Source organism: Campylobacter sp. CFSAN093249, assembly GCF_011067895.1.
GTDB lineage: Bacteria > Campylobacterota > Campylobacteria > Campylobacterales > Campylobacteraceae > Campylobacter_D > Campylobacter_D jejuni.
On the sequence record NZ_JAAMWM010000003.1, the window covers coordinates 1 to 24,115 of the forward strand.

25 protein-coding genes, 1 tRNA gene and 1 other RNA gene are annotated in these 24,115 nt (G+C 30.9%); 9 read left to right on the forward strand and 18 right to left on the reverse strand.

Annotation, left to right across the window (positions count from 1 at the left end):
• Positions 1–30: 30 nt before the first annotated feature.
• From FBF10_RS01910 to FBF10_RS01945, 8 genes are read right to left on the reverse strand one after another with little or no spacing between them, the layout of a single operon-like run.
• On the reverse strand, positions 31–1,281 hold the full coding sequence (locus FBF10_RS01910; RefSeq protein ID WP_002888105.1) for a DUF2920 family protein: 1,251 nt from the start codon (positions 1,279–1,281) through the stop codon (positions 31–33).
• Positions 1,281–1,796, reverse strand: coding sequence for a prepilin-type N-terminal cleavage/methylation domain-containing protein (locus tag FBF10_RS01915; RefSeq protein WP_002888104.1), 516 nt, complete (start codon positions 1,794–1,796; stop codon positions 1,281–1,283). Before FBF10_RS01915 ends, FBF10_RS01910 begins: the two co-directional genes overlap by 1 nt.
• A complete protein-coding gene (tsaD, locus tag FBF10_RS01920; RefSeq protein ID WP_002868457.1) occupies positions 1,797–2,804 on the reverse strand; it encodes a tRNA (adenosine(37)-N6)-threonylcarbamoyltransferase complex transferase subunit TsaD in 1,008 nt (335 codons plus the stop codon).
• Positions 2,801–4,195: a M99 family carboxypeptidase catalytic domain-containing protein gene (locus tag FBF10_RS01925; RefSeq protein ID WP_002888103.1), complete on the reverse strand. Its 1,395-nt coding sequence runs from the start codon at positions 4,193–4,195 to the stop codon at positions 2,801–2,803. The genes tsaD and FBF10_RS01925 overlap by 4 nt, the downstream gene beginning before the upstream one ends.
• A gap of 1 nt (position 4,196) precedes the next feature.
• Positions 4,197–5,267 (reverse strand): 1-deoxy-D-xylulose-5-phosphate reductoisomerase, encoded by a 1,071-nt coding sequence (gene dxr / locus FBF10_RS01930; protein WP_002867315.1) that lies wholly within the window; start codon positions 5,265–5,267, stop codon positions 4,197–4,199.
• Positions 5,264–5,989: a phosphatidate cytidylyltransferase gene (locus FBF10_RS01935; protein ID WP_002888102.1), complete on the reverse strand. Its 726-nt coding sequence runs from the start codon at positions 5,987–5,989 to the stop codon at positions 5,264–5,266. The genes dxr and FBF10_RS01935 overlap by 4 nt, the downstream gene beginning before the upstream one ends.
• An 8-nt stretch (positions 5,990–5,997) precedes the next feature.
• On the reverse strand, positions 5,998–6,336 hold the full coding sequence (locus tag FBF10_RS01940; RefSeq protein ID WP_002852397.1) for a hypothetical protein: 339 nt from the start codon (positions 6,334–6,336) through the stop codon (positions 5,998–6,000).
• Position 6,337: 1 nt separating this feature from the next.
• Entirely contained in the window at positions 6,338–7,645 is a 1,308-nt protein-coding gene (locus tag FBF10_RS01945) for an NFACT family protein (protein WP_002888101.1), read from the reverse strand.
• Between the two features lie 61 nt (positions 7,646–7,706).
• Between FBF10_RS01945 and FBF10_RS01950 the strand changes: the two genes are divergently transcribed.
• The 6 genes from FBF10_RS01950 (at position 7,707) to ceuB (ending at position 13,010) form a co-directional block, all read left to right on the forward strand.
• Positions 7,707–8,282, forward strand: coding sequence for a molybdenum cofactor guanylyltransferase (locus tag FBF10_RS01950; RefSeq protein ID WP_002884175.1), 576 nt, complete (start codon positions 7,707–7,709; stop codon positions 8,280–8,282).
• On the forward strand, positions 8,279–9,268 hold the full coding sequence (locus tag FBF10_RS01955) for a phospholipase A (protein WP_002860788.1): 990 nt from the start codon (positions 8,279–8,281) through the stop codon (positions 9,266–9,268). Before FBF10_RS01950 ends, FBF10_RS01955 begins: the two co-directional genes overlap by 4 nt.
• 85 nt (positions 9,269–9,353) lie before the next feature.
• Positions 9,354–10,322 carry an ABC transporter permease gene (locus tag FBF10_RS01960; RefSeq protein WP_020247096.1) on the forward strand — a complete coding sequence of 323 codons (969 nt, stop codon included), beginning with the start codon at positions 9,354–9,356 and terminating at the stop codon, positions 10,320–10,322.
• Positions 10,315–11,253, forward strand: a complete 939-nt coding sequence (locus FBF10_RS01965) for an iron chelate uptake ABC transporter family permease subunit (protein WP_002884174.1) — start codon at positions 10,315–10,317, stop codon at positions 11,251–11,253. Before FBF10_RS01960 ends, FBF10_RS01965 begins: the two co-directional genes overlap by 8 nt.
• Positions 11,250–12,005 carry an ABC transporter ATP-binding protein gene (locus FBF10_RS01970; protein WP_002884173.1) on the forward strand — a complete coding sequence of 252 codons (756 nt, stop codon included), beginning with the start codon at positions 11,250–11,252 and terminating at the stop codon, positions 12,003–12,005. The genes FBF10_RS01965 and FBF10_RS01970 overlap by 4 nt, the downstream gene beginning before the upstream one ends.
• Positions 12,006–12,017: 12 nt before the next feature.
• Positions 12,018–13,010 carry an enterochelin ABC transporter substrate-binding protein CeuB gene (ceuB, locus tag FBF10_RS01975; protein WP_002884171.1) on the forward strand — a complete coding sequence of 331 codons (993 nt, stop codon included), beginning with the start codon at positions 12,018–12,020 and terminating at the stop codon, positions 13,008–13,010.
• Between the two features lie 72 nt (positions 13,011–13,082).
• Here the strand turns inward: ceuB and FBF10_RS01980 are convergent.
• The 4 genes from FBF10_RS01980 to nrfH form a co-directional block, all read right to left on the reverse strand.
• Positions 13,083–13,172, reverse strand: a tRNA-Ser gene (locus FBF10_RS01980).
• Positions 13,173–13,235: 63 nt separating this feature from the next.
• A complete protein-coding gene (locus FBF10_RS01985) occupies positions 13,236–13,790 on the reverse strand; it encodes a membrane protein (RefSeq protein ID WP_002884169.1) in 555 nt (184 codons plus the stop codon).
• A 135-nt stretch (positions 13,791–13,925) separates the two neighbouring features.
• Positions 13,926–15,758, reverse strand: coding sequence for an ammonia-forming cytochrome c nitrite reductase subunit c552 (locus tag FBF10_RS01990; protein ID WP_002884168.1), 1,833 nt, complete (start codon positions 15,756–15,758; stop codon positions 13,926–13,928).
• A gap of 14 nt (positions 15,759–15,772) precedes the next feature.
• Complete coding sequence (gene nrfH / locus FBF10_RS01995; RefSeq protein ID WP_050552387.1) at positions 15,773–16,288, reverse strand: cytochrome c nitrite reductase small subunit; 516 nt, start codon at positions 16,286–16,288, stop codon at positions 15,773–15,775.
• Positions 16,289–16,451: 163 nt separating this feature from the next.
• On the opposite strand from nrfH, the gene FBF10_RS02000 reads away from it, so the two are divergent.
• The gene (locus FBF10_RS02000) at positions 16,452–18,560 is read left to right on the forward strand and encodes an RNA degradosome polyphosphate kinase (protein WP_223209795.1); all 2,109 of its coding nucleotides are present in this window, start codon (positions 16,452–16,454) and stop codon (positions 18,558–18,560) included.
• A 318-nt stretch (positions 18,561–18,878) separates the two neighbouring features.
• Here FBF10_RS02000 and FBF10_RS08855 read toward each other — a convergent pair whose 3' ends face one another.
• From FBF10_RS08855 to FBF10_RS02015, 6 genes are all read right to left on the reverse strand, one after another.
• On the reverse strand, positions 18,879–19,154 hold the full coding sequence (locus FBF10_RS08855) for a hypothetical protein (protein WP_278184494.1): 276 nt from the start codon (positions 19,152–19,154) through the stop codon (positions 18,879–18,881).
• The gene (locus FBF10_RS08860; protein ID WP_002859646.1) at positions 19,096–19,650 is read right to left on the reverse strand and encodes an autotransporter outer membrane beta-barrel domain-containing protein; all 555 of its coding nucleotides are present in this window, start codon (positions 19,648–19,650) and stop codon (positions 19,096–19,098) included. Before FBF10_RS08860 ends, FBF10_RS08855 begins: the two co-directional genes overlap by 59 nt.
• A gap of 189 nt (positions 19,651–19,839) precedes the next feature.
• Positions 19,840–20,541, reverse strand: a complete 702-nt coding sequence (locus FBF10_RS08865; RefSeq protein ID WP_100621194.1) for a toxin — start codon at positions 20,539–20,541, stop codon at positions 19,840–19,842.
• Positions 20,510–20,977, reverse strand: a complete 468-nt coding sequence (locus FBF10_RS08870; RefSeq protein WP_002860417.1) for a hypothetical protein — start codon at positions 20,975–20,977, stop codon at positions 20,510–20,512. Before FBF10_RS08870 ends, FBF10_RS08865 begins: the two co-directional genes overlap by 32 nt.
• Positions 20,978–21,177: 200 nt before the next feature.
• Positions 21,178–21,536: a transfer-messenger RNA gene (ssrA, locus tag FBF10_RS02010) on the reverse strand.
• Positions 21,537–21,947, reverse strand: coding sequence for a hypothetical protein (locus tag FBF10_RS02015; RefSeq protein ID WP_002783915.1), 411 nt, complete (start codon positions 21,945–21,947; stop codon positions 21,537–21,539). It lies immediately after the preceding tmRNA gene.
• Positions 21,948–22,037: 90 nt separating this feature from the next.
• Here FBF10_RS02015 and ruvB point away from each other — a divergent pair, with 90 nt between their 5' ends.
• The gene (gene ruvB / locus FBF10_RS02020) at positions 22,038–23,045 is read left to right on the forward strand and encodes a Holliday junction branch migration DNA helicase RuvB (RefSeq protein WP_002859650.1); all 1,008 of its coding nucleotides are present in this window, start codon (positions 22,038–22,040) and stop codon (positions 23,043–23,045) included.
• A 3-nt stretch (positions 23,046–23,048) separates the two neighbouring features.
• The gene (locus tag FBF10_RS02025) at positions 23,049–24,092 is read left to right on the forward strand and encodes an AI-2E family transporter (RefSeq protein WP_002859651.1); all 1,044 of its coding nucleotides are present in this window, start codon (positions 23,049–23,051) and stop codon (positions 24,090–24,092) included.
• The last annotated feature ends 23 nt before the right edge of the window (positions 24,093–24,115 follow it).

Consider the following 24,115-nt stretch of genomic DNA (forward strand, 5'->3'; position numbering starts at 1 on the left):
TTTTTTTCTAGTATGGTCATGCGGATTTCCTTAAGTCTCTGTGATATCTAAATTGATTTTATTGTTTTTTTCACTAAAACGATACACCAAGCCATCACAAGGGTAGCTTATGCTTTTGTTTTTCCATTCTTTTTTAGAATCAGATTCAGATAAAACTTTTTCAAGTATACAAGGAAGTTCTTTGGAAATCAAAGTTTTTATAGACATTCCCATACCATGATCTAAACTTTTGATAAATTTACCATCAATTTGATCTGGATTTTTTATCATATGAAGCTCGGCATCAAAATCAAATTGTTTTAAATATTTATAAAGTTCTAATTTCTCATCAGGTGGAGCTATTTCCTTATCATAAAAAGAATGGTAGCTTACATAATAAGGTTTTGGATAATTTGCTTGATTTTCTATATGATTTAGCTCTAATATATATCTTATCATTCTCCTTGGTATGGAAAAAAAGTTATTTGAGCTCGAATTGCTCGTCCAAAAAGTTTTATCTGAACAATAAATATGGATATGTTTAAAAAAGATACCCGTTCCAAAACAATAGTATTTTGTAAAATCAATTTCCTTGCCAAAACCTATAAGACGCCAAAGAAACTTAGCATAACTAGAATTATCTATCACTCCATTTATAAGCCAAGGTGCAAATTTAGCTGCTAAATGAGCCAAATATCCTCCATGAGAACTACCTATCATGATAACGGGTATACCCCCCCCCATAGTATCAAAAGGTGCATGAGCCTTAAGATAAAGAGCTGCATTTAACAAATCTTGCGCCTGCATTACTCCAAAATTTTGATATTCGTTTTTTGTTGGTTGCAAACTTAGATGAATGCTTAATTTAAAATTTGGATTAATTAATTTTTGGTTTTTTTGTTCTTCTAAGATGTGATCAACTTCTTTGAGTGTTGAGCTTAATTCTTCTAAAGAATTTAACTTATCTAAATTAACTTGTATATTTAAAGCTTCACAACTTGTTTTTAAAATAAGTTTGTCTATATCATCCATAAAAAAGCTTGATCCAGTTTGCGGGCGATTACCTATACAATGATAATTCACACTTACTACAGCCACATTAAATTCGCCTGCTACAAATTCAGCTAAGTGTTCACGGTAATTTTCATCCACATCTCCACCAAGCCCAGGGATGATAAACACTAAAGCTTTTATTTCTTTTTCATCATCAAAACAAAGCTTAAATTCAAGCTTTGATTCTCTTTTTATATCAAGTTCTACATCATCACAAGAGTCAATCTCATAAGTTTTACTCACTATCATTACATTCCCCCTATTAAAAGATAAGTTTTACTCGCTAGGTTTTTAAAATTTTCATTCTTACTTAAGATCACGCAAGCTTTATTACTAGAAGAGCTTGTAAAGTCTATATTTTCTAAATCTTCATGGCTTTGATTGGCTGCGTTAATGATAGCATTTTTACTTGCTTCATTGCTTGAAATTCCCATGAGTATAAAATCAGCTTTATTTATAAAAACAAGTTTTAAGCATTCTTTATCATCGCCTACGCGAAAATTTACTTCTTTTGTGCCATTAAAATTGCCAAGATCGACATTTTCAACCCCACTTACATTACTCATCGTTTTTATAGAGCTTAAATGATCATTTTTTAAAGTATAAATGCTTATATCATTAATCAAAGTTTTAAGGTTGTTTAAAGACTTACTAACTTCAGCTTCATCCTTGCTTGAACTCATTTTTGGTAAAGCAATAGCGGCTAAAATTCCTAAAATAACAATCACAAAAACAAGTTCTAATATAGTAAAAGCTTTTTTCATCTATATCCTTGAAAAATTTTTATTTTTAGGGCTTAAAATATCTTCTTCTATGCTTACAAATTCCTTTTTTTCATAAGCATCAACCGCAGCTCTTGCTATCATCAAAGCATTATCAGAGCAGAATTTTAAAGGAGCTAGTTTTAAATTTGCATTATATTTTTGACATAAATTTTGCAAACGCGAACGCAAGTTAAGATTTGCACTAGCTCCTCCTACAACGCCAAAATTTTTAAATTTATAAAGATTAAAAATTTTTTCTAATTTATCCATGATATGATCACAAGCTGTATTTTCAAAGGCATAAGCTATTTCTGCTTTTATATCATCGCTTAAATTTTCATGCTTTAAAATTTCCAAACGCACTGCATTTTTAAGTCCTGAAAAACTATAAGCGAGTTCTTTAGAATGCTTTAAAGGTATGTTAAAAGAGATATTTTTAAGTTTGGCGTTTTTTGCTAAATTTTCTATGATGACCCCACCAGGATAACCTAAATTCATCATTTTAGCCACTTTATCAAAACTTTCTCCAAAGCTATCATCATTTGTACTTGCTAAAAGCTCTAAGTTTGCATCATCTTTAAGATAAAGCACCATAGTATGCCCACCACTAACAAGTAAAATTCCCATATCTAAAGAAATTTTTTCTTCTAAAAAAAGACTATAAATATGACCTTTAAGATGATTTATAGGGATTAAGGGTAAATTTAGAGCACTTGCTAAGGTTTTTGCCATAGAAATTCCACTGAGCAAAGAAACGCTAAGCCCAGGTTCATTTGTCACAGCTATGGCACAAAGATTTTTAAAATGCTCTTTGCATTGCTTAAGTATCTTTGGCAAAGCCTCGATATGAAGTCTTGCAGCAAGTTCAGGTACCACTCCCCCATAGATGCTATGATCTAATTCTTGGGAAATTTTTTTATGAAATTTACATTCTAAGGTATTTTTATCAATGATAGCTATAGAACTATCATCACAAGAACTTTCTATAGCTAGGATAAGATTTTTCATTCAAATTCCACTAAAATAGAACCTAAGAATTTATCTTTTGATCTTGCCATTTTAAGAGTATTTAAATCCAAATTTTTAGCGTTTTTGATCAACTTGCTATTGATATTTGCCTCTAAAAGTTGTTGCAAATTCGCCCCTCTTAACTCATAAAATTCCACTCTATAAATTTTACCTGCCATGTCTAAAGAGTATTGTGTTTGCATATTTTTTTTATGAACTAAAATACCACTTTCATCTTTTCCATGATCAAAACCTATGATATTTACGCGCACATTAGCTATCTTTGGAATAAGAAAATTCTCTTTTACTTTTACCTTGGTTCCAAAAGGAACTGTGGTTTCATTGCCATCAACTTGAAAAGTTACTTCATTAAAAGCATCGCTAAATTCTAAATACTCAGGATATAATCTTGTTTGAAAACGATTGCCATACTGGATATAAAAAGAATTTCCTTCTGCGATAACAGCCGTAAGTTCATTGCTTGTGTTATAATTTAACTCTTTATTTACCGGAAAAGGCACATAGTTGATAACCTTTCTTGGATTTTTTAAAGAAAGTAAAATTCTATCATCAAAAAGTTTTACTTCAAGCTCTTTATTTATGGCTTTATCAACTCCTTGCGGAGTGAGTTCGAAATCTCTGCTAAATTCAATTCCTGCAGTTTTTAAATAATTTTCAATTGCCAAAAGATGATAATAAGCTCTTAAATTTACAGGCAGATTTTTACTTGCTTCATTTGCAAAAGCGGCTTTGTGATTTGAAATCACAAAATAAGTTAAAGCTTTAAGCATTTCCGTATCGCCAAGCTCTTGGGTTTTGGTGTTTTTAAGATGATAAGCATGCTTTGGATCAGCAAGCGAAGAATTGACACTATTTACGGTTTGAGTGGCGATATTTTCAAGATCAGGGTATTTGCTTGCATTGATTTCGCTTGTATCAATCACGCTTGAATTTCCCCAACGCTTAGGATTTTGCATCGCATCGATATAAGTGGGTTTATAAAAACCCCAACCATCGTGAAGATTGATCACCATACTAACTTCAGGAAGTAAAATAAGCTCTTTAATGCGTTGAACGGTTTTATAATCAGGATCTTTTGGGCTAATGTTTGCAAATTTACGGTTTAAATCCCCATTATTCCCACGAGAACGCTTGATAATGCTATCAAAAGCTAAATTTGGAGCCACTATAATCTTACCCTTAGTGATATTATAATCACTCAAAAGCAAACTTGCCGCATGAAATCCACCAGGCTCATCGCCTTGAATTCCACCAAAAATTAAAACTGTATTATTATCATCTAGACTTTTTCCATTTTCTCCTACGCTAAAGTCTAGCTCTAAAGCAAAAATGCTTGTTATAAAAAATAAAATTGTTAAAAAAAATTTCATTTTAACTCCTTAAATACTCTCTTGTTTTAAAATCATACTCAAAAACTTCTTCTATGCTTGAAATTTTAGGTACTCCAAAATGATCAAGGGCTTTAAAAATGCATTTAGCAATGTCTAAAAATCCACTTTTATTTTCTAAAAAATTATAAACACCAACTTCATTAGCAGCATTGATGATAACACCTAAATTTGGCTCTTTTAAAAATGTATTTTTAAGCTTAAAAATAGGATATTTTTTTGTGCTGATTGGATGAAATTTTAAAGCAGGCATTTTACTAAAATCAACAGCCTCTAAAATAGGCGTATCTTGTTTTTCAAATATAGCATCTGAAATAGCTAGTTTCATATCTGCTTTTGAAAAATACGCCGTGCTAGCTCCATTTTTAAATTCACACATTGCATGCACTAAAGATCTTGGTTCTATTAAAGCATCAATTTCTTTAAAATCATATAAATGATAAGCCTCTATAATCTCAAAAAGCTTATTTGCCATAGTCGCACTATCTATAGTGATCTTTGCTCCCATGTTCCAATTAGGATGTTTTAAAGCATCTTTGAGACTGACTTGATTTAAATCTTTGATTTTATACTTATAAAAAGCTCCGCCGCTTGCTGTGATATAAAGTTTTGCTATATTTTTTTTACCTTCGAGTAAAAATTTTAAAGCTGCATGCTCACTATCAACGGGTAAAAATTTAGCGCCTTTCAAAAAACTCCCAGCTACTACAAGACTTTCTTTGTTAGCTAAAGCTATGTTTTTGCCAAGCTCTTTAGCCTTTAAAGTGCTTTTAAGTCCTGCAAAACCTACAATGGCATTGAGTAAAAGCTTATCTTGACATTCTGTTAAAATTTGCTCTAAACCTTCTTGCCCTATAAAAACTCTATCGTGTTTAACTAAATGCTTATTTTTTGAATCTTTTATGGCAACAAATTTAGGTTTAAACCTTGCGATTTGCTCATTTAAAAGAGCGATGTTATCCCCACAAGCTAAAGCAGAAATGGGAATGTTTTTTAAAGCAGCAAGTTTAAGAGCATTTACTCCTATACTGCCCGTACTTCCAAAAAGTATCATAAAAGAGCAACCATCACAAAAGCAGCAATGATCACCGCATCGATCCTATCGAGCACGCCCCCATGACCAGGGATAAGATCTCCACTATCTTTTACACCTGCTTCTCTTTTAAAATAACTCTCAAGCAAATCTCCAATCACTGCAAAAATCGCTACAAAAAACGAACAAAGCAAAGAAAGCCAAAAACTATAAACAAAAACTCCCAAAATAGTTCCAATAACACTCGCACAAATCAAGCCACCTATAACACCTTCTAAGGTTTTGTTTGGACTTGTTGGAGAAAAAGGAGTTTTACCCATAAGTTTTCCGATAAAATACGCCCCACTATCACAAGCTGCAACGATAATGATAAGCCAAAAAAGTGCAAACATACCCTGATCTAAATACACTTGCCAAAGTGCTAAAATAGGCAAACCAGGATAAATATAAATAAGAGCTGGTTTTAAGGAAGCCTTTTTATAAACCAAATATCCAACGACTAATAACAAAGCTAAAATCCCAAAAAGCAAAGCTTTATGCGATAAACTTCCCAAAATAAAAGCTATAGCCAAAGGGATAATAGAGATATTTTCTAAAGCAAAAAGTTTTTTTGCTTCACTAAAAGATAGATACAATAAAACCGCAAAAACGATAAAATTGATAAAAAATTGATCAATCAACGCGATAATAATAATAGCCCCTATCATCACAAGAGCTGAAATAATTCTAGTTGTATTAAACATATTTTTCCTTATATACTAATATCTAAGCGATGAATGCTTTGTGCGTCTTTAAAATTTGGATCTTTAGACTCATCTTCTTCATTTTTCTCATCATCGCTGGTTTTAGCTTCTTGATTGTGTTTTTTCTTTTTTTCTTCTTGTTCGGCTTTTTCTTTGATCTCTTCTTTGATTTCATGAGTCTCATTGACTTTCTCAAGCTTGTTTAAAGTTTTTTCTTTTTCATTAAATTCAGCCATATTTAGCGTAGCTGCAAAACCTTCTTTTGCAAGCTCATTGCTTGCTTGTGTAGCTGGATAAGCCATATTCTGATTTATATAATTGATATTTCCTAAAGGGCTAACTGGCATTTTAATCCTTTGTGATATTAATACTTTTAAAATTTGTATAATTTACAAACGCCTTTTGCTGAACCTTGACAAAATTTTTTAAGGTATAATCGACCCAATACGAACCTTTCTTTAACTTAGAAAAGCTTACACAAAACCTTGCAGCAAATTCTATCACATCGAGGCTGATTTTTTGCTTGTTTGATACAATCAAAGCATGTGCGCTAGGAATATCCCTTACATGAAGCCACAAATCATCTTTTTTAGCATTTTTAAGTAAAAATTCATTGCCTTTTTCATTTTTACCCACGCAAATTTTAAACTCGTTAAAATAAAAATTTGCCACAAGATCTTCTTGCTTATGATCTTGATTTTTTTTGCTATTTTTTTTAGGTAGTAAAATTTCAAGCTCTATCTCACTCTTAGCTTGAAGCAATAATTCTTTCAAACTCAAGGTAAAATCTAACTTTTCTTTTAAATTTTGTCTTTGTATGTTTAAATTTTTAGCTTTTTGTTCTAATTTTTTAGCATTTTTATAATATAAATTAGCGCTTTGCTTAGGATTAAATTCAAGCTTAAATTCAAGCTCTTTGCCTTCAAAATCATCAAGCTTAAACTCCCTTTCATAATCTTTTAAAACACTCAAATTTGCAAACAATACATCAGCCCTTTTTCTGTATTCTAAAGCTTTTAAGAGTAAAGAATTTTCTTCATCTAAACTAGAAAAAAGTTCTTGTAAATTTTGTATTTTTTTATCCACTTGTGCAAGTTTTAAATTTTTTATTTGTTTGATTTTACTCTCATAAATGCTTGTAAATTTGCGAGAAAAATAATCTGCAAAGTCTTTAATTTCCTCAAAATTTTCATCCATTTTATAAGGCTTTAAAGACTCTAAAATCACATTAGGTTTTACAACACGATAACTTTTATCAATGTGTCTTAAAGCCTCTATGATCAAATCTTTTTCATCTGTAAGAATAACATTGGTATTTTTACCCGTAAATTCAAAATAAATTTTGCTCTCATAGCTTTTATAAGCCTTATTAGCTTTTACACTAAAACATAAAATACGATTGCCTTCAAGGACTTTAACTTCCTTTATAAAAGCATTGCTAAAATACTTTTTAAGCATAAAATCAAAAGGTGCATTATAATTTTTTGCATTAAATTTAGCTGTATAAATCGCACTCATTGCACGAGTAAGATCAAAAATAAATCTTTCTCTATCAAAGCTTAATTCCAAAATATTGTCATTGATACGCTTGATAAAATCGATTTTTTTAAACTGAGAAAAAAAAGTTTGTAATTGTAAAAGTTCTGTGTATTTCATAAAAGAAATTATAAAATATTTTGGCGAATTTTGTGGTAGAATTACATTAAAAAGGAAATTTGTGCAGCTTAATGAGCTAAATTGCGTGATTTTATGTGGTGGTAAATCTAGCCGTATGGGACAAGATAAAAGCAAATTGATTCTTAAAAATCAAAATTTAACTCAATTTCAAGTAGATAAATTTTCTAAAATTTTTAAAAATGTCTATGTGAGTGCGAAAGAAGACAAATTTGAAAACCATTTTAGCTTGATAAAAGATTCTTTAGAATTTGAAGTTTACTCTCCTATGCTTGCGCTTTACTCTATACTTTCAAATTTTAAAAATGAATTTGTTTTTGTTTTAAGTGTAGATAGTCCTAAAGTAGGTGAAAATGAACTTTTAAAAATGCTTCCTTTTTTAGAACAAAACTATAAAATAATCATAGCAAAAACCCCTTTGCATAAACATCCCTTATGTGGCTTTTATCACAGCTCTTTAGCTCAAACTTGTAAAAATTTCTTAGAAAAAAATGAACAAAAAATAGGACTTTTATTTTCTGAGATTAAAACCAAAATTGTAGAATTTGAAGATGAAGATGCTTTTTTAAATCTTAATTTTTATGAAGAATATGAAAAATTTAAAAGCAAGTTAAAATGAGAAAAATTGCTTTATTTTTAAGCTTATGCGTTTTTATATGGGCTAGTGATTTACAACAAGCTTTAGAGTATGAAAAACAAGGCGATTATAAAAAAGCTATGGAAATTTACAAAAAACTCGCTTTAAAAAATTCATCTGTTTTGATTTCTCAAGAACAAAATAACTCAAGTGAAGCAACACAAATGCAAAATTCTATCACTATAAAAAAAGAAGAAAAACAAGACTTTTCTCGCTTAGCTTTGGCTAATTATCTTGGTGAAAATGAAAGCTTTAATCCCCTTGGCATTAGCTCTTATAAGATGAATTATTTTTTACCTTTTGCTTATAGTTTTAATTCTTTAGGAGTAAATAATAATAAGAGTGAGGCGAAATTCCAACTTAGTGTTAAAAAAAGACTTTTTGAAAATTTACTAGGACTAGATGAAAAATATTATATAGCCTATACTCAAACTTCTTGGTGGCAAATTTATGAGCATTCTTCTCCTTTTAGAGAAACCAACTATCAACCAGAATTTTTTATAGATCTTCCTTTATATCTTAAAGATTATGAATTTTTTAACAATCTACGCGTAGGTATATTGCATGAAAGCAATGGCAAGGGAGATGAGAATTTACAATCTCGCTCATGGAATAGAATTTATGTATCTACTGCTATTTTATATAATAAATTTTTATTTGTTCCACGCCTTTGGTATAGAATTCCTGAAAACAAAAAAGATGATGATAATCCTGCCATCTTGCATTATATGGGAAATTTTGATGTGAATTTAGCGTATTTAGGTGATGATTATTTTATCAATCTTATGCTAAGAAATAATCTTAAATTCCACAATAACAAAGGCGCTATACAAGTTGATCTAGGATATGATATTTTTAATAACGGAATTTATTGGTATTTACAATACTTTAATGGCTATGGAGAAAGCCTTATAGACTATAACAAACACTTGCAAAGACTTTCCACTGGATTTTTGATTTCTTACTAAAATATCCTTTGTAGTTTTATCATTTCTTAAAACAAATTTCATTACAATTTCATTTTTGATAATTATTATTACTATAAGGAAAGATTTGTTTTTTAAGCATATATTGAGTTTAAAAGTGCTTATAGCTTTACTTTTATTCTTTGGAATGATAAGTTTATTTATAGGAGTTATCAGTATCAATGTAAAAGATATTCTTAATCTTAACTCCACTCAACTAGAAATCATAACTCTCACAAGAATTCCTAGACTTATAGCAATTTTACTCACAGGAATGAGTCTTAGTATATGTGGGCTTATCATGCAACAACTCACGCAAAATAAATTCGTTTCTCCAACTACAGCAGGAACTATGGATTGTGCTAAATTTGGCATACTTATTTCTTTAATATTTTTTGCTGGAGCGTCTTTTTTCACTCAAGCTATCATTGCTTCTATATTTGCACTTTTGGGTTCTTTTATATTTATCCAAATTTTAAGAAAAATCAAACTCAAAGATGTGATTTTTGTACCTTTGATAGGCTTGATGTTTGGAGGTATTATTAGTGCTATAACCACTTTTTTTGCCTATGCTTTAAATTATATACAAAATATCCAAGGTTGGCTACAAGGCAGTATGGCAAATGTTATGCAGGGAAATTATGAATTGCTCTACATTTCTTTACCACTTTTTATACTTGCTTATTTTTTAGCTCATAAAATCACCATAGTTGGCATGGGCGAAGATATAGCTTTAAATCTTGGAATTTCTTATAATGGGATATTATTTTTAGGCTTGATGATTGTAAGCATTATCACTAGCTTAGTGATTGTAAGCGTTGGAATTATCCCTTTTTTAGGGCTAATTATCCCAAATTTAGTAGCTCTTTATCTAGGTGATAATCTTAGAAAAAATCTTATCTATATAGCACTTTGTGGAGCTTTGTTTTTACTTGTTTGCGATATCATTTCAAGACTTGTCATCTTTCCTTTTGAAATGCCTTTAAGTATCACTACAGGTGTTTTAGGATCTTTAATCTTTATCTTTCTTTTGCTAAAAAGGAAAGCTTATGCGTAAAAAAATGCTGATTTTAAGCTTTTTAACACTTGGTATGATAGGGATTTTTATACTTGTGGATTTAAATGGCTTTGATGAGTATGCCTTAAAAAGTCGTTTTTTACAAATTGCAGCTATTATCATAGTAGCTATTTGTATCGCTGTTTCAACAGTAATCTTTCAAACTTTATGCAATAACAAAATTCTAACCCCTGCCATCATAGGATTAGATTCTTTATATATGTTACTTCAAAGTGCTCTTATCTTTTCTTTTGGTGCAGCTAATTTAAGTGTTTATAAAAACGATATCAATTTTTTAATCACTCTAGTTTGTATGGTGGTTTTTTCACTAGGACTTTATAAAATTTTATTTAGTAGCGATAGAAGTATTTATCTTATCATGCTTTTAGGCTTAGTTTTTGGGACACTTTTTAGCACTTTAAGCTCTTTTTTTGAAGTGCTAATCGACCCTGATGAATTCATGGTAATACAAGGAAGAATGTTTGCTAGTTTTGATAATATTGCTTTTGATGTTTTAATTCTTGCTTATATTATTAGCTTTTTAAGTTTTATATGGATTTTTCGCTATATGAAATTTTTAGATCCTTTAAATTTAGGCAAAGATTTAGCGATAAATTTAGGGATAAATTATCAAAAAATTTCAAAACAATTAATGATTATTATAGCTATTTTAACTTCTATTAGCACCGCACTTGTAGGTCCTATAACCTTTTTAGGGCTTTTGGTGGTAAATATCACTTATGAGCTATTTAAAACTGCAAAGCATAGTATTTTGCTAAGCGCTTGTATACTTATTAGTATTTTGGCTTTACTTGGAGGGGTGTTTTTTGTCTCTAGAGTTTTTGATTATAATGCCACTATAAGCGTGGTTATTAATTTCTTAGGTGGGATATATTTTATCTATCTTGTATTAAAGGGTAATAAATTATGATTAAACTAAAAAATATCACCAAATTTTATGATAATAAAGTCATTATTTCAGATCTTAGCCTTGATTTTCATAAAGGCAAAATCACTTCTATAATAGGAGCCAATGGCGCTGGAAAATCCACTCTTTTAGCTCTAGCAAGTCGTTTGATAAAACCTAGTAGTGGAGAAATTTATATCGATGGAATGAATTTAAAAAATTATAAAGAGCAAATCTTAGCACAAAAAATTTCCATTCTCAAGCAACAAAACAATATCAATTTAAGATTAAAAGTTGAAGAATTAGTCGCTTTTGGGCGTTTTCCGCATTCTCAAGGAAGACTTAATACAAACGATAAAATCAAAATCAATGAAGCTTTAGAATACATGGAACTTAACAACTTAAGAAATGAATTTTTAGATACATTAAGCGGGGGACAAAAGCAAAGAGCTTTTATAGCCATGATCATCGCTCAGAATACTGAATTTATAATGTTTGATGAACCTTTGAACAATCTTGATATGAAGCATAGCGTACAAATCATGCAACTAATGAAAAATTTAGTCAAAGACTTTAACAAAAGTATAGCTGTTGTATTACATGATATTAATTTTGCTTCGATTTATTCTGATGAAATCATAGCCTTAAAAGATGGGAAGCTTTTAAAACAAGGCTCAAAAGATGAAATCATCAATCAAGAAAATTTAAAACAAATTTATGATATGGATATACCCGTAAGTCAAATTAATGGTAAGAAAATTTGTATTTATTTTTAAAAAGGAGAAAATATGAAAAAATCTTTAGTTTTTGCATTTTTTGCATTTTTTTTAAGTCTAATCTTAACAGCTTGTAATTCAAACTCAAATGAAAACAACGCAAGTTCTACAACAAAAACCAACACTGCTACGGTGAAAGTTTTGCCTATTAGTATGAGCGATGAGGGTGATAGTTTTTTAGTGAAGGATAGTCTAGGAGAAAATAAAATCCCTAAAAATCCTTCTAAGGTAGCGATCTTAGATCTTGGAATTTTAGATACTTTTGATGCTTTAAAATTAAATGATAAAGTCGTTGGCGTTCCTGCTAAAAATTTACCAAAATACCTACAACAATTTAAAAACAAACCTAGTGTAGGTGGAGTACAACAAGTTAATTTTGAAGCCATTGATGCTTTAAAACCTGATCTTATCATCATTTCTGGACGCCAAAGTAAATTTTATGATAAGTTAAAAGAAATAGCTCCAACTTTATTTGTAGGTCTTGATAATGCAAATTTTTTAAGCTCTTTTGAAAACAATGTCTTAAGCGTTGCAAAACTTTATGGTTTAGAAAAAGAAGCTTTAGAAAAAATTTCAGATATTAAAAATGAAATTGAAAAAGCCAAAAGTATAGTTGATGAAGATAAAAAAGCTCTTATCATTCTTACAAATTCTAACAAAATTTCAGCCTTTGGTCCTCAATCTCGCTTTGGGATTATTCACGATGTTTTAGGGATTAATGCAGTAGACGAGAATATAAAAGTAGGCACACACGGAAAAAGTATCAACTCTGAATTTATATTAGAAAAAAATCCTGATTATATTTTTGTTGTTGATAGAAATGTCATCGTAGGCAACAAAGAACGCGCTCAAGGCATACTCGATAATGTGCTTGTCGCTAAAACCAAAGCAGCACAAAACAAAAAAATCATCTATCTTGATCCAGAATACTGGTATTTAGCAAGTGGAAATGGACTAGAGTCTTTAAAAACTATGATTTTAGAAATCAAAAACGCTGTAAAATAATATAACTTCGCAAGGGCTAGTCTCTTGCTTCGATACTTAATAAAATACTTGGGATTTTCAAGAAAGTTTTAGTGGCGGACAGAGAGGGATTTGAACCCTCGAGACCCGTTAAGATCTGCACCCTTAGCAGGGGTGTGGTTTCAGCCACTCACCCATCTGTCCAATAAAGTAAAGTATGATTATACAAAAAAATAAATAATACCTAGCTTAAAAAGCTAGGAAAAATCAAAGGCTAAGATAAGCCAAAAGCAAAGTTACAACAACCCCTACTCCAAGAACTGCAAATTGCTTACTTCTATCTTTTTTATTTGCAAACAAAGTAATCATAAGCCCTGAAATATAAAGCATAAATAAAGTAATACCAAAGCCTACACTAAGCACAGAAAAATACCAAGCACCCTTATCTTTATGAAGCATAATCATATCGCCAAGTAAAGATCTTGTTTTTAAGGTAATATTGTATTCATTAGTAGATTTTTGAGTTATATTAGCACTATAATGAGTTCCACCTATTGTTATACCTTTATCTTTACTTTTAATGATATCTGTATTAGATGGTACTTTTAAACCATTTGTTTTTAAAAACTCTATTAAAGCTTCTCTTTCTTTACCACTTTCTATAACTTTTGACAATTGATACTGCTCAACTTTTAAGCCCACATCTTGATTAATACCAAAAATATACGCTATACCCGTTAAAGCAAAAAGCAAAGCACAAGGCAAAAAGAACAAACTAAGATAGATATGAACCTGTCTAAACAATTTATTTTTATTGATCATTTTAACTCCTTTTTGATTATCAAAATTTGTGATATTTTGACAAAACAAAGTGAAGCAAAAGTGAATTTTAAATAAAAAGTTTATATTTTTTAAAACAAAGAAAAGAAAAAGCCCTATGATTATAGGGCTTAAGAATTATTTTTTATCAATCACTTGATAATTATAAGGAGCAAGCTCTTTATCATGCTCTAAAAGTTCTTTTGGAGGATTGCCATTAACATCTTTTTCATCTGCATAGTAACGCTCTCCAGCTTTATGATTATTAACATCTACTTTATAATAAAGCTCTCCTGGATTAAATTTTTGAATATCTTCAAAACCTAAATTTGAAGTTTTAAAATCTTTAATTCCATTTGCCGCTGCAATTTCTACAAGTTTAGTTTGTCCCATTCTTGCCATATCAACAGCTTGCAATAACATTCTTGAAGCTTCGCGAGGATTATGAAAACCAGTTGAGTTTTCAGCATTAACAAAATCTGCTCTCATTTGAGCTTTACGATGAAGTTCTAAAACTTCTTTTAGCTCTTCGCTAATTTTTTTCGCATCAGCTTTTCCATCGCTTTGGAATTTTTCCATATTGCCTAGTTCATCGCGTAATTTTTTAGTATCCATAATCAAACTAACAATTGCATACTCTGCCGTTCTTTGATCATGCGCAACGCTATTTTGTATGTCAAGCACTTGAGCTTTTAAATAATCTTCGCTTTGTTTATGACAAGACTTGCAAGCAGAGTTAATATCTCTTAAAGGAGAGGTGATATTGTGTTGAGTAACCTTTTTAGCCCCTTCTCTAACATAAGGCATATGACAATCCACGCAACTTACTCCATTTACAGCATGCACACCGCCACTATAAAGTTCACTTTCTGGGTGTTGAATTTTAATAATTTGTGCCCCTGTTAATTTATGAATAAAATCAGCTCCAAATACTCCACGAACTTTATCATAATAATCATCTAACATTTCAATTCTAAATGGTTGCCCTTTTTTCCACTCACTCCAAGGAAAAGTTAAAACTATACCATCGGTTTCAATCTCTTTAGCTTTATTACCATCTCTCCAAAATTCATACTCATCATAATTTTTCTGAGTTCCATTCCACCATTTTTTAGAACTATCATCTACAATAGTTTCACCCATTACTTTTACTTTTTCCCCTGTTGGTTTAAAATAGTATTCAACATGGCATTGAGAGCAAACTAAAGTTCTCATTTCTTCTCTTGTAGCTTTTACGCCTTGCACTGGATCTTTTTCATATCCTCTAGAAACTAAAGCATTAATAGCTGCTGGACGAGTAAGTCTTAAACTCATATCATTTGGATTGTGACAATCTGCACAAGTTACACCCATTCTTTTACCACCATGTGGACCTGCATGTTCAGGTGAATTTTCCACTATACCATCAACGGCTGGGATATTTTTAATCATAGTCCAATAATTTGTAGAGTTAAAAGCAGTAAAATCTCCTTTAGCAACATTTTTTATAAGCCATGGAGTCCATCCACTATGACAATTCATACAAGCTGCGGGCTGGCCTTTAAAAGCAGCAAGGCCGTGAGCATTAAGAAAATCTTTGTTGTTTCTTGCTGTTTTCATTTGATCTACTTGAACCCAAAAATGCCCTCTTTCTTCATTGAAATCAAGACTAAAAGGATATCCTGCCCAAAGTATGGTTAATTGAGGAAAGCGAATTAATTTTGAATAAGCTAAATTACCACCAAATTCAGTAGCTTTAGGCTCTTCTTTTTCAACTGTTAAATACATTTTTAGCTGCTCTGGAAAAACCTTACCCCATTTTTCAAAATTTGGATCATCATCACTAAGCAAAGAAAAATCAGCATTTGCTGCAATGGCATTTTTATTTGCTTCATCTTCTTTTTTTTGATTGATATCATTATTTAGCCATAAAACTCCCACTATAAGTAAAACCAAAACAACAATACCCAAGCGTAAAATATTTTTTTTCATTCATCTTCTCCTTATTAAATTCCGTGTTTATGTCCAACATCTTTATGACAAGAAGCACAATTTAATGACTTGTCTGCATGTGGATTTGTTGTAGCATTGATAGCTGTTTGAGCAAAATCTGCATGACAGCGTATGCAGTTTTCTTGCACCATTTTTCTGCTTTTTTCAGTCGCACTCAAATTTGTAGGCAACTTATCAAGTTTAAAAGTAAAAGCATAAGCATGTCCTAAACCACTTTGCGCTTTAGCTATCCACTTAGCTACAAAATTATGTGGCAAATGACAATCCACACAAGTTGCTCTTGGTTCGCCTTTGACTTTTTGAGAGTGTGGTCCTGCCATGTATTCGTTATAAACTTCATTCATAATATGGCAGTTATTACAAGATTCACTTGCATTGCTTAAATAAGATGTGCCCTTAGCGTTATAAAAAGTATAAAACCCAACCGCAAAGAAAACAAAAAGCAAAACAAGAAAAATAGTAAAAAGATTCGAAGTTTTCTTCAAAATTTTCCTCCTTAAAATTATCATTTCTTAAAATCTTCAATGAAACAACAATGTCACAGAATTTCCCAGAAATAAATTTTTTAATTTTAACATAGATGAATTTAATATAATTTTAAAGATATATTTACTCTTAATTAACCTAAAAAATTTAAAACTTTTATTCAATAATTTCAAAATAAATGATAAAATACAACTAAAAAAGGAAAAATTAATGCAAACAAGTCCTGATATGTTTATCAATCGCGAACTTTCTTGGCTTCGCTTTAATTCTCGTGTTTTAGACCAATGTTCTAAAAATTTACCCTTGTTAGAAAAATTAAAATTTATAGCTATATATTGCACTAATTTAGATGAATTTTATATGATACGCGTCGCAGGCTTAAAACAACTTTTTTCAGCTGGAGTTAATGCAAGCAGTAGCGATGAAATGACACCGTTGCAACAATTAAAAGCCATACGCAAATACTTACACCAAGAAAAAGAGCTTTTGGAGCGTTATTTTAATGAAATCACAAGTGAATTAGAAAAAGAAAATCTTTTCATAAAACATTATGAGAATTTAGATGAAAATTTAAAACAAAAATGTGATGAGTATTTTTTCTCCAATATTTTTCCTGTTATTGTTCCAATAGCTGTTGATGCTACTCACCCTTTTCCGCATTTAAACAACTTATCTTTTTCACTAGCGGTTAAAATTTGCGATAAAGCGCATCCTGAACTTGTAAAATTTGGAATGATTAGAATTCCAAGAGTTTTACCTCGTTTTTATGAAGTAAGTGCAAATATTTATGTTCCTATAGAAAGTATAGTCCATCAACACGCAGAAGAAATTTTTCCAGGCTATAAACTCTTAGCTTCAGCAGCATTTAGAGTGACTAGAAATGCAGATATGGTAATAGAAGAGGAAGAAGCTGATGATTTTATGATGATTTTAGAACAAGGCTTAAAACTTCGCAGAAAAGGAGCTTTTGTAAGATTGCAAATTCAAAAAGATGCAGATGAGCAAATCGTAGAATTTCTTAATACTCACATGAAAATTTTTCATAAAGATGTTTATGAATATTCTATTTTACTCAATCTCCCTAGCCTTTGGCAAATCGCAGGAAATAAAACCTTTACGCATCTTTTAAGCCCACTTTACACGCCTAAAACTTTACCACCTTTTGATGAAAATTTATCTATTTTTGACGCTGTAGAAAAAGAAGATATACTCATCATACAACCTTTTGAAAGTTTTGATCCAGTTTATAAATTTATCAAAGAAGCAAGCAAAGATCCTGAAGTAATTTCCATAAGAATGACACTTTATAGAGTTGAAAAAAATTCCAATATAGTTCAAGCTTTAATTGATGCTGCAAGTGATGGAAAACAAGTAACTGTGATGGTAGAATTAAAAGCACGCTTTGATGAAGAAAATAATCTTCATTGGGCGAAAGCTTTAGAAAATGCCGGAGCTCATGTTATTTATGGCATTACAGGTTTTAAAGTCCACGCTAAGGTTTCTCAAGTCATACGCAAACAAGGAGATAAACTTAAATTTTATATGCATTTAAGCACAGGAAATTATAATGCAAGCAGTGCTAAAATCTATACTGATGTGAGTTATTTTACAAGCAAAGCAGAATTTGCAAGAGATACGACAAGCTTTTTCCACATCTTATCGGGCTTTAGTAAAAATCGTCGCCTTCAAACTCTTTCAATGAGCCCAAATCAAATCAAAGAAAAAGTTTTAGAAATGATACGCATTGAAACAAGCAAGAAAAATGAAGGTGTGATTGTAGCTAAAATGAATTCTCTTGTGGATAGTGATATCATACAAGCGCTTTATGAAGCAAGTATGGAAGGAGTGCAAATCGATCTTATCATACGCGGAATTTGTTGCTTAAAACCTGATGAAGAATACAGCAAAAACATACGCGTTAGAAGCATCATAGGAAAATACTTAGAACATGCTAGAGTATTTTATTTTAAACATAGTGAGCCAAATTATTTTATATCGAGTGCAGATTGGATGCCAAGAAATTTAGAACGCCGTTTAGAACTTATGACTCCTATATATGATGAAAGAAGCAAAGCTAAATTAGCTCAATTTTTACGCTTGCAACTTAGTGATAATGTTTTAGCTTATAAGCTTAAAAATAATGGAGAATATGAAAAAATTCCTTCTTCTGAAAAAATCATAGATTCTCAACAAACCTTAGAAGAATATGTAAGTAAAATTTATAAAACACTTAAAAAAGATACAGATCAAAGTCGTGCAACGCACTTAGCTTCCAAACTTTTCAAAGAAAACTAAAAGTTTTTAGGGTTTTTTAGTCTAAAGACTTATTTACTTGTTTGTTATAAAAAAGGGCTTTAAGATAAAGCCCTAGGAGATTTCCCATAGAAATAAACAATCATTTCTAAACTATAAAAAGATTTAGAAATGATTTTTAAGATTAAAATTTATACTTAAGTCCTACTTGACCACTTAAGTAAGTTTCATTTTTATTATCTACTTTACCTGCTAGTATTTGTTTAGCACCAAAGCCAAGATTCATACTGAGTTGATTTGTAAAATCTACATTACCCCCTACGATAATTTGTCCGTATGTTTTTTTCTTGTTGTTAGCTTCTACACTAGAAAGAAAGCATTATTTACAGCTAGGTTAGCTGTGTAATCATCACCACTATTGATAACAAATTGTTCTATTTTTGGAGTTACAAAAATATAAGAGTTTTCATTCATATATTTTCTAAATTCAGCACCCACTTCAATACTTACAGAATTGTTTTTCATAGAATCAATATCTTTAGCAATAGCACCATTTTCTGTATGAGATGGAGTATAACTAAAATAATAATACTCCCGCAAAAGGTTTAATAAATAAAGTATTATCACTAAAGTCAAACACACGACCTGCATTAGCACTAAGTCCTAAGAATTTACTTGTATAATCTGAGTTATATGCACCATCTATTTGAACATTGTCTTGTTTAGTTGGAGAAACTTGAGCATAAGCTTTAAGATTAAGTTCCCATTGTGGAGCTATATTGATAGTAGAATACATACCTAATTGGAAGTTATCACTTTTTTGTTCTAGATTATTGTCTTTGATTTTAGCATTTGTATAAGTAAAATAAACACCCCATAAAACATCATCATTAGCTTGTTTATCTACACCTATAGTAGCACCATACATTGCACCACTATCTCCATCGATAATGTTAGCACCACCAAAAGCATTAGCCCAAACACTATTGGTATATTCATTTACATAGCTTGGTCTCATATCGCTATCTAAAGCAGCAAATTTAAGGCCATTCATTTTAGAAGCATAAGTTCCAAAAGGATTGTTTAACATTGCTACACGAGAACCTATAGAAACATCATTAGAAATATTCATAGTGGTATTTACTGCACTAGAAGCTGAATTTAGATTAGATACAGATTTACCTGTATTGTCTGTATCTTTTTTGATATCTAAAGCTAGTTTTACACCTTCTCTACTTGCTAAATCTGCTCCTATACTTCCTAATTGTTCTGTGATAGAACGAAGTGCTAGGATAGAAGCTTTATCATTAGAGTTAAGATTTCAATTTGAATTTTTATTTACTAAATCAATGTATTTTTCATCATCGATTTTACCGCCGTTTTTCTCAGCTTCTTCTAACATTGTTTGAAGTTCAGTTTTTTGTTTTTCAAGAGCTTCTTTGGCTTTTGCCCATTCTTCATCTTGATCGGAATCAAATTCATTTTCAAGCAATTTATCGATAGTATCTATATCTACTTGAAGTTGAACTAGCTTATCTTTAGCCGCTGCAGTAACACCTCCATTGATCACTAAGCATTTATTGCCACCGCAGTTTTGAACGCTAAGTTTATAATCTACTAAGCCTTTTTCTCCATCGCCGTATTTATCTTCATCGCTAATATCTATTATAGTTCCTGCTTCCAAAGGATCTTTGCCTTGAACATCGGTTGAGATATAATCACTTGCGAATTTTAAAAGTAATGCACCCGCGTTATTATTTGATTTTTCTTCTAAGATATCTTTGTTAAAATCTTTAGCTTGAACTATTACTACATTATTTGCTTCTAAGTCTGTATAAGAGCGTTTCATAAGTCCAAAATTTGAATTTGTAAGATTTGCAGCTCCATTTACCTTAACAAAATTTCCATAAGTAGCAAAAAGAGTTTTATCGGCAGTAAAATTTCCATTTATAGTTAAACTACCATTAGCACTTTTTCCTTCAACTGTTCCATTATAAAGAATTATACCCGAGCCTTTTTTCATCCTCGGTAATGGCTTCATCTAATGAACTAGTCATAGTTAAATCTCCATTAATCACCGAAGGTGCAAAAGCTTGTAAAACTATATCTGTTGTTTTAACCTCTTTAGCAGTAGCGTTTAGATTTGTTACATAAGCAGGATGTTCGCTATTATTGTGTTTAAAGCTTAAAGTATTGTTTTTGCCGATACCAATGTTAAATCGATAATCAGCGCTATCATAATCATCGTTTGGTAAATCCCAAACACTCATTTTGATACTTAAATCTTGCCCTTTGTAATTATCAGGATTTTTGAGATTGATATCCTTACCATTTTCTTCAAAATAATTTCCTATATCTGAAGACTCTGTAAGATTGATTTCTTGCGCAAAAGCACCTGAATAAAGCAAAGTTGCTACACCTAAGCTTAGCAATATCTTGCTCGAAGCATTTTTCTTCATAAGTTTCTCCTTCAATAAATTTAAACTGAAGGAAAATTATACCCCCTAAAAATAAGCTTAAAAATAAAACTATAAATTTTTAATGAAAAATTATAAAACTTAATATATCAAAGTTTTAAGGGTAATAAATCGATCTTAACTTCATATAAAAAATTCTAAAAATTTGAAATAAACTTATGATTTACTTAAAATTAGCGTGATGGTGGAAGCGAGGGGAATCGAACCCCTGTCCAAAAATAATCCCACAAAGACCTCTACATGCTTAGCAAAGATGACTACTTCACCCTACTTCGCTCATCTTCCAAAACTCAAAAGCAAGGCTAAGACTTTATTTCACCTCAACGCTTGTCAAACGCAAGGCTACACTATCAAAGATGACCGAAAATTAAGCTAGATAGTATGACTTAAATTTCAGGCTCAACTGAACTTACGCAGCTTTAGCGTAAGCAGGAGCGAATTTAACGTTGTTTGCGTTTAATTTTATTTGGGCTTTTTACGCTTTGCCCAAAGCGACATGCCATCTAAGCAGACTTACTCCTGTCGAAGCCAAGTCGCTCCCTTATTTAGAAATAATATTTGGAACATTAACAATTAAAGGATTAAAAACCGCTAAAACAGAATCATCATTTTCATATGAACGACAATATTTTTCAAACTGATCACTCATCAAAAGCATCCAATCCGTAAATTCATCACTAGCAGGCCCATTAAAGCGATTTGCTTGCGCCATCATCTCTTCACAAAATACACAAAAATCAGTCACTTCTTCAAGATTTAAGCGTCTTGCTGCCCAAGCGGTATTGTGTGCTAAAGTTTCAAGCTCTTTTATGGCTTCTTTATAACGCACGCTATCGCTTCCAAGCTTGATGATTAAAGGTTCAAACCTATCGCACATGGTTCTAAAAAATTGTAAAAATTTTTCTATATCGTCAATTTCATAATCTAATTCTAATTTTGTTAAAATTCCCATTTTTAAACCATAATCATTAAAGTTTAATGTAAATTCTAGCAAATTTTAGCTAAAATCTTATTTTAATTTTTCCAAAATATAAGCAAAGATATGGATAGAATAGTAGAAATAGAAAAATACTCCTTTGATGAAACTTACGAAACTTCGTTGCGTCCTTCAAATTTTGATGGTTATATAGGTCAAGAAAGCATTAAAAAAAATTTAAATATCTTTATAGCTGCAGCCAAAAAACGCAATGAATGTTTAGATCATATACTTTTTAGTGGTCCTGCAGGACTTGGAAAAACAACACTAGCTAATATCATCTCCTATGAAATGGGTGCAAATATCAAAACAACCGCCGCTCCTATGATAGAAAAAAGCGGAGATTTAGCCGCTATTTTAACCAATCTTAGCGAAGGAGATATACTTTTTATCGATGAAATTCATCGCTTAAGTCCTGCTATCGAAGAAGTGCTTTACCCTGCAATGGAGGATTACCGCCTTGATATTATCATAGGTAGTGGTCCAGCTGCTCAAACCATAAAAATCGATTTACCAAAATTTACTCTTATAGGGGCTACAACGCGTGCAGGTATGCTTAGCAATCCTTTACGCGATCGTTTTGGTATGCAATTTAGATTAGAATTTTACAAAGATAGCGAACTTGCCCTAATCTTGCAAAAAGCAGCTTTAAAACTTAATAAAACTTGCGAAGAAAAAGCCGCACTTGAGATCGCTAAAAGAAGTCGTTCAACTCCTAGAATAGCTCTAAGGCTTTTAAAAAGAGTTAGAGATTTTGCCGATGTTAATGATGAAGAGATTATCACAGAAAAAAGAGCTAATGAGGCCTTAAATTCTTTAGGAGTTAATGAGCTTGGTTTTGATGCGATGGATTTAAGATATCTTGAACTTTTAACCGCTGCCAAACAAAAACCTATCGGACTTGCAAGTATTGCTGCGGCTTTAAGTGAAGATGAAAATACCATAGAAGATGTAATCGAGCCTTATTTACTAGCTAATGGCTATATAGAACGCACTGCAAAAGGGCGTATAGCAAGTGCAAAAAGTTATAGTGCTTTAAAACTAAACTATGAAAAAACTTTATTTGAGGAGTAAATTTTGCAAAATGGAAAATTCTTTCTTATAAGCTTTATTTTAGTTATTTTATTTCTTTTACTTTACCTTTTTAAAGGTTTTTTACTTGTAATTATCATAGCTAGTTTAATGGCGGTAGCTACCTCAAACATCAATGCAAAATTTTTAAATCTTACTAAAGGACATAAATTTTTAGCTTCCATTCTTACAACAGCTTGTATGGTTTTGCTTTTCTTTGCACCTTTTGTTTATGCTATGATAGAACTTGCCAAAGCTTTAAAGAATTTTGATATTAATTTAGTTACACAAACACTTGATTATGTCAAAAACTATCAATTCACCTTGCCTGAAAGCTTTAATTTTTTAGAACCTAAAATTAAAGAATTTTTAGCTTCTATAGATTTAAATAGTATTTCTAAACAAATTCTAAGTTATGCTTCAAGTTTTACAAAATCAGGAGCTAAATTTCTTATAGATATGGTTTTAATTTGTGTGTTTTATTTCTTTGCAAATCTATATGGAACGGAACTTGTTATCTATCTTAAATCCATCATTCCTATTGATAAAAAAGAACTCGATGATGTTTTAAGCGAAGTGGGTAATGTTATGGCTGTTGTGCTTTACTCTATGGTAATTGTAGCAATATTTCAAGGTGCACTTTTTGGTTTAATCACAATATTTTATGGTTATGATGGAATTTTAATGGGAGTAATTTTTGCTGTAAGTTCTCTCATACCTGCTATAGGAGGAGCTTTAATTTATGTGCCTGTAAGTCTTTATGAATTTGCCTCAAACAATCTTAACTCAGCTCTTGTTATTTTTATTTATTCTGTAATTGTAATTTCTTTTATAGCAGATACTTTAATCAAACCTTTAATCATCAAATGGATCAACAAAAAACTTGTAAAAACTCCCACTAAAATCAACGAACTTTTAATTTTCTTGGCCATGATAGCAGGAATTTCAACCTTTGGTTTTTGGGGTATTATACTAGGTCCTGCGATTTTAACTTTTTTTGTATCAACTTTAAGAATGTATGTGATTTTAAAAGATAAGAATTTAATTTAACTTGCCTTAAAAAAGGCAAGTTT